General features: G+C 52.0%; 1 protein-coding gene. It reads right to left on the bottom strand.

Annotated features, from left to right (window positions below; genetic code table 11):
- The coding region (locus AB2U10_RS19055; protein ID WP_493820780.1) for a CLIPPER-2 domain-containing protein at positions 1-2,277 on the bottom strand (2,277 nt) is incomplete at both ends.

The following is a 2,277-nucleotide window of genomic DNA, read 5'->3' as shown; positions in this document are numbered from 1 at the left end:
CATTGCTCAGTGTTACATTACCCGTATTCTTCACTTTGAAGCTATAGGTAATCACACTTCCCACCGCGTGAGGACCCGCCGAAGCTGTTTTGGTCAGCTCGATCTTAGGAGATTGGGTAAACGGTACGTCTTCCTCGTCGGTATCTTTCACATCCGGACCACTTGGAGGCGTACCTTTCGTGGTTGCCGTATTGTGTACTTTGCCGTTGTTCACATCCGACTGCGTTACCGTATAGGTTGCCGTAAACGTTGTCTCTGCTCCCGGTTCAAGACTCGCTACTGAGGCTGGAGCAATAGCGCTCAGGCCTGGTAGTGGGTCAGTCACCGTTACATTGGTTAGGGTCACATTACCCGTGTTCTTCACTTTAAAGCTATAGGTGATCACACTTCCTACCGCGTGAGGGCCCGCCGAAGCTGTCTTCACAAGATCAATGGATGGCGTGCTGGTAAACGGTACGTCTTCCTCGTCGGTATCTTTCACGTCATCTCCTGTCGGCGGTGTACCTTTAGCCGTGGCTGTATTGTGTACTTTGCCGTTGTTCACGTCTGCCTGCGTTACCGTATAGGTTGCCGTAAACGTTGTCTCTGCTCCCGGTTCAAGACTCGCTACTGAGGCTGGAGCAATAGCGCTCAGGCCTGGTAGTGGGTCAGTCACCGTTACATTGGTTAGGGTCACATTACCCGTGTTCTTCACTTTAAAGCTATAGGTGATCACACTTCCTACCGCGTGAGGGCCCGCCGAAGCTGTCTTCACAAGATCAATGGATGGCGTGCTGGTAAACGGTACGTCTTCCTCGTCGGTATCTTTCACGTCATCTCCTGTCGGCGGTGTACCTTTAGCCGTGGCTGTATTGTGTACTTTGCCGTTGTTCACGTCTGCCTGCGTTACCGTGTAGCTGGCTGTGAAGGTTGTCTCGGCACCCGGTGCCAGACTCGCTACTGAGGCCGGAGTGATTGTTCCTAAACCTGGTAGTGGGTCAGTCACCGTTACATTGCTCAGTGTTACATTACCCGTATTCTTCACTTTGAAGCTATAGGTAATCACACTTCCCACCGCGTGAGGACCCGCCGAAGCTGTTTTGGTCAGCTCGATCTTAGGAGATTGGGTAAACGGTACATCTTCTTCATCATCATCTTTCACATCGTCTCCTGTCGGCGGTGTACCTTTAGCCGTGGCTGTATTGTGTACTTTGCCGTTATTCACGTCTGCCTGCGTTACCGTGTAGCTCGCGGTGAAGGTCGTTTCTGCACCCGGTGCAAGGCTCGCTACGGAAGCCGGAGTGATTGCTCCCAGACCTGGTAGTGGGTCACTTACTGTTACATTGGTCAACGTCACATTACCCGTGTTCTTCACTTTAAAGCTATAGGTGATCACACTTCCCACCGCATGAGGGCCAGCCGAAGCTGTCTTCACAAGATCAATGGATGGCGTGCTGGTAAACGGTACGTCTTCCTCGTCGGTATCTTTCACATCCGGACCACTTGGAGGCGTACCTTTCGTGGTTGCCGTATTGTGGATCTTACCGTTGTTCACGTCTGCCTGCGTTACCGTATAGGTTGCCGTAAACGTTGTCTCTGCTCCCGGTTCAAGGCTCGCTACGGAAGCCGGAGTTATTGTTCCTAAACCTGGTAGCGGGTCACTTACCGTTACATTGGTTAGGGTCACATTACCCGTGTTCTTCACTTTAAAGCTATAGGTGATCACACTTCCCACCGCATGAGGACCAGCCGAAGCGGTCTTCACAAGATCAATGGATGGCGTGCTGGTAAACGGTACGTCTTCCTCGTCGGTATCTTTCACATCCGGACCACTTGGAGGCGTACCTTTCGTGGTTGCCGTATTGTGGATCTTACCGTTGTTTACATCCGCCTGCGTTACCGTATAGGTTGCCGTAAACGTTGTTTCTGCGCCCGGTTCAAGGCTCGCTACTGAAGCTGGAGCAATAGCGCTCAGGCCTGGTAGTGGGTCACTTACCGTTACATTGCTCAGTGTTACATTACCCGTGTTCTTCACTTTGAAGCTATACGTGATCACACTTCCCACCGCGTGAGGGCCAGCCGAAGCTGTCTTCACAAGATCAATGGATGGCGCCGCAGTAAACGGTACGTCTTCCTCGTCGGTATCTTTCACGTCATCTCCTGTTGGCGGTGTACCTTTAGCCGTGGCTGTATTGTGTACTTTGCCGTTGTTCACGTCTGCCTGCGTTACCGTATAGGTTGCCGTAAACGTTGTCTCTGCTCCCGGTTCAAGGCTCGCTGCTGAGGCTGGAGTTATTG

Origin of the sequence: Leadbetterella sp. DM7 (genome assembly GCF_040829825.2) — a bacterium.
GTDB lineage: Bacteria > Bacteroidota > Bacteroidia > Cytophagales > Spirosomataceae > Leadbetterella.
This window is presented reverse-complemented; position numbering and strand designations above follow the sequence as displayed.